The sequence below is a fragment of the Hymenobacter ginkgonis genome (genome assembly GCF_009755225.1).
Taxonomy (GTDB): Bacteria; Bacteroidota; Bacteroidia; order Cytophagales; family Hymenobacteraceae; genus Hymenobacter; species Hymenobacter ginkgonis.
Map to the genome: position 1 here is coordinate 1 of NZ_WQKZ01000017.1, position 3,583 is coordinate 3,583.

Consider the following 3,583-nt stretch of genomic DNA (forward strand, 5'->3'; position numbering starts at 1 on the left):
CCAGGACACCGGCGAAATCAACCACGGCAGCTCGGGCGATGCCGGCAACCAGAGCATCAAGCACGAGCTGAACGTGTACGTGCCCCGGGGCGACGCCAAGATTGACGCCGTGATTCAGTCGGCCCTCAACGGCGACTTCGTCGTGGCTGGCCGCGACAGCAACGGTAACATGCGCCTGGTGGGCGACGAGTTCCGCGGCGTGAAGTTCGAGCACGACTACAAGTCGGGCAAGAAGGGTACCGACAAAAACGGCACGGACTTCAAATTCAGCGGCGAAGGCTTCACCCACGTGCCCTTCTACTACACGGCTGCCCTGCCGGTGTAAGTGGCCCCAGGTCGTATTCTTCCACGTTTTATAGCACCCTGCAATGGCACTGACTAAATTCAAGCTGGTAAACACCGAAGGCCTGACCGGCCTCCAGTACAAGGGTAAGAAGATTCCCTTCGATAAAATCGATGACGAGCTGGCCGAGACGCTCATCAAAAAAACGCACGTGCTCGAGCGCGTAGCCCCTGAGCCCGCCACGGTGCCGGTCGTGCTGGCCCTGGCCGAGCCAGCCGCTGAAGCCGAGCCCACCGCGCCTCGCCGGGCGCGCAGCGCGCAGTAAGCTCCTGCTGTAGGCTACCCAAAAGCCCCGTCTCGCCAGTCGAGGCGGGGCTTTTTCTTTTCTTCCTAACCAATCTTTCTTATGAGTACCCTCCACCTGCGGCTTTCGCCGCTGCCCCCAGTAGCCGACTTTCTGTTGGAAAACGCCCCGCATAACCAAACTCTTCAGGATGCCCTGGACGATGGCCTGGAGGATTATACGGAAGGTGGCGAAGTCATCATGATGGCCCTGCGCGATGGCCTGGACGAGTGGCTTTCGCACAGCAGCTTTCTGCTCAGGCAGACCAATCAGTTCACGCAACCTTACGTCTTTCTCGCTGGCAGCGCCCATATCGAGGCCGTGCAGGCCTTCCGCGACCTGCTCTAATTCCGTCCTATTGAGGGGTTGCCCATTCCGATAGCTTTGATTCCAACCAACCTGCAATCAAAGCTTTCCAACGATGGCACACGAATTAGATGGAATTATTAACTGGCTAGCTGCCGGCGACGTGGCTGACTACCGCGAGGGCGTACTGCTGCTCCAGGACCACAGCGGCAACCGCGGTATGGTCAACAACTTGCTCAAAAAGGAATCTGATAACAATAGGGCAAAGCTGCGCTACGAGCTAGTCAAGGTGCTCTGTGGCGGTCGGCTGGAGGAGGTAGCCGAGGTTATCAACCACTTTGCCCAGGCCGTGGAGGGGGCGGTTACCCCGGTGCAGCAAATTGCCGACGTGTTGGTGGAAGCCCACCGGCCGCAGCTCACGGAAGGGTTTGCTGCCCAGCCCGCGCCCGAGCACGTGCCGGAGGCCATGCAGCCGCAGCTGGGAGACCTCACGGAGCGCATGAGCAAGCTCTACAACCAGCGCTGCCAGCTCAGCAACACCCTGGCCGACTTATCGGACGAAGAAGGCCCCCGGGTAGTAGCAGAAATCCTCGACCTGCAAAACCAGTACAATGTCCTGGCCGAGCAGCGCCGGCGCCTGGCAGCTGGTGATCCAGTAAATGAGCAGCCTGCCCCCGCGCCAGCAGGCGAGCAGTCCGCCGCCCCGCTCGACCGGGCCGCCCTGGTGCAGCAGCGCAACACCCTGCGCTCGCGCCTGAGCAAAGCCCGCAAGGGCGCTACCGAGGCCAAGACGGAGGCGAAGCGCAGTGAGCACGCCCAGAAAGCCGGCATGCTGGAAGTGGAGCTGAGCACCGTGGAAATGCAGCTGGCACAGCCCCAATAGTCATGCGCCAATTCCTACTCCCGCTACTGCTGAGCCTGGTGCTCGGCAGCTGCACGCCGGCCCTGCACCGGCAGGCGGCTCCACGGCCCTGGCTGCGCTACTACCACCGCGAGCAGCGCAAACACGAGCGTGAGCGCCGGCGCACGGTCAAAGCCAACATTACCTGGAGCAAACTATAACCTGGCTGCACTTCCAAGATGAAAAAGCTTGTCAGAACAGAGCGTTTCCTTTTAGAGAACGCTGGTCCCCATTACAATTCCTATCGGTGCCAGGCCCACGGAGTCTTTCAGATTCCCAAAAGCACATCGCCCCAGGGGCACTGCATTTACGAGAAGGGTTGTGCAGCCGCTATTGAGGTGATAGCCGACCCAGTAGCTTATGCTAAAACACATTAGATAGGATGGAAGAGTTTAGTTCTAACTAAACAAAGCCCCTGGTGCCAGTCACCAGGGGCTTTGTTTATCTAACTAAAAAAGACGAGGCCCAGTGGCAATTGCCACCGGGCCTCTAACAATTCACATCATGGGTTCTCACGACCAAGACGAATGACAAAGCTACGTACTAGCGTCCTACTACCGGCTCAAACGGGGGTACATCTTAAGGGTGTAACCCCGCTTTTTTATGAAACAACTCGGTAAACCCGATAAACTGGACAAATACCGGCTGCACCTGATGGAGGGCGCCGAGCTTAAGCCCGACGAGCTGGAGATGCTGGCCCGCTACCGCAAGGCGCATGGTTTGCTGTGCCTGGGCTTCAGCCGCAACCAGGTACTGGCGACGCTGGAGAGTGAATTCGACCTGAGTCAGCCGCAGCTCTATTCCATCGTGCGCGAGTGCATCACGCTCTACGGCAGCATTGAGGAAGTAGATAAAAAGGGGCAGCGCGCCATTTCTATTGAGAATTACAAGCTGCTAGCTAACCTGGCGCGCCAACGCGGCGACATCGGAGCTGCCATTCGCGCCCAGGAGAAGGCCGACAAGCTCCAGGGCCTCTTCGAGCCCGAAAAGATGCTGCTCAATCCTAAGGCCTTCCTGGTTCCGGTGCCGATGGACTTCAGCACCGATCCCGACGTGCTGCGCGAGCAGCAGCAAACGCAGGACATTGATTTTGAGGACCTGACGGAGGAAGGAGACGAAGATGCAGTCTAACGAAGCCCGTCGGCGCGTCTACGTCAACGAGAAGCAGCGCCAATTCCTCGCCGCTAAGCAGAAACGCCGCACCTTCGTCGGGGGCCGGGGCTCGGGTAAGACGACCGTACTGGGCCACCAAACGCGGGTGCAGATGAACTACCTGCCCCGGGCCAAGGGCTTTCTGGCGGGCCTCACCTACACCCAGTTGCTGAGCAATACGATCCCCTCCGCGGAAGAAGCCTGGAAGGCCCACGGGCTAGTTGAATACGATCAGAAATCCGGCTTTGGGCACTACGTGAAGGGCAAGCGCCCCCCAGCTGGGTGGATCAAGCCCCACCAACCCCCCAGCAATTACGAGAACGTGATCAGCTTCCTCAATGGCTTTACCATCCAGCTGCTGAGCATGGACCGGGCGGAGCTGGCCCGGGGTGGTAACTACGACTTCGGCCACATTGACGAGTCGGCCCTCATTAAGGAGGAGCACGTCAACAAGATTCTGCGCCCCATGATTCGGGGCAATATCTACCGCTTCAAAGACGAGCACCACCAGACCTTCTGCGATTACACCTCTGTGCCCTGGTTGCCCTCGGGCCAGTGGGTGTTTAAGACCGAAGACCTGGCCAAGGAAAAACCGGAT

The 3,583-nt window shown here is 59.1% G+C and carries 6 protein-coding genes and 1 pseudogene; all 7 read left to right on the forward strand.

The window, feature by feature from the left end; all coding sequences use genetic code 11:
- The coding region (locus GO988_RS23930; RefSeq protein ID WP_198173034.1) for a hypothetical protein at positions 1 to 325 on the forward strand (325 nt) is incomplete at its 5' end.
- A gap of 43 nt (positions 326 to 368) precedes the next feature.
- Complete coding sequence (locus tag GO988_RS23550) at positions 369 to 608, forward strand: hypothetical protein (protein WP_157570096.1); 240 nt, start codon at positions 369 to 371, stop codon at positions 606 to 608.
- An 81-nt stretch (positions 609 to 689) separates the two neighbouring features.
- Positions 690 to 974 (forward strand): hypothetical protein, encoded by a 285-nt coding sequence (locus GO988_RS23555; RefSeq protein ID WP_157570097.1) that lies wholly within the window; start codon positions 690 to 692, stop codon positions 972 to 974.
- 73 nt (positions 975 to 1,047) lie between these two features.
- On the forward strand, positions 1,048 to 1,815 hold the full coding sequence (locus tag GO988_RS23560) for a hypothetical protein (RefSeq protein WP_157570098.1): 768 nt from the start codon (positions 1,048 to 1,050) through the stop codon (positions 1,813 to 1,815).
- 2 nt (positions 1,816 to 1,817) lie between these two features.
- Complete coding sequence (locus GO988_RS23565) at positions 1,818 to 1,994, forward strand: hypothetical protein (RefSeq protein ID WP_157570099.1); 177 nt, start codon at positions 1,818 to 1,820, stop codon at positions 1,992 to 1,994.
- Between the two features lie 442 nt (positions 1,995 to 2,436).
- Positions 2,437 to 2,964 carry a hypothetical protein gene (locus tag GO988_RS23570; RefSeq protein WP_157570100.1) on the forward strand — a complete coding sequence of 176 codons (528 nt, stop codon included), beginning with the start codon at positions 2,437 to 2,439 and terminating at the stop codon, positions 2,962 to 2,964.
- Positions 2,954 to 3,583 (forward strand): annotated as a pseudogene (locus GO988_RS23575) (hypothetical protein); the annotation flags it as partial. The gene GO988_RS23570 and the pseudogene GO988_RS23575, both read left to right, overlap by 11 nt.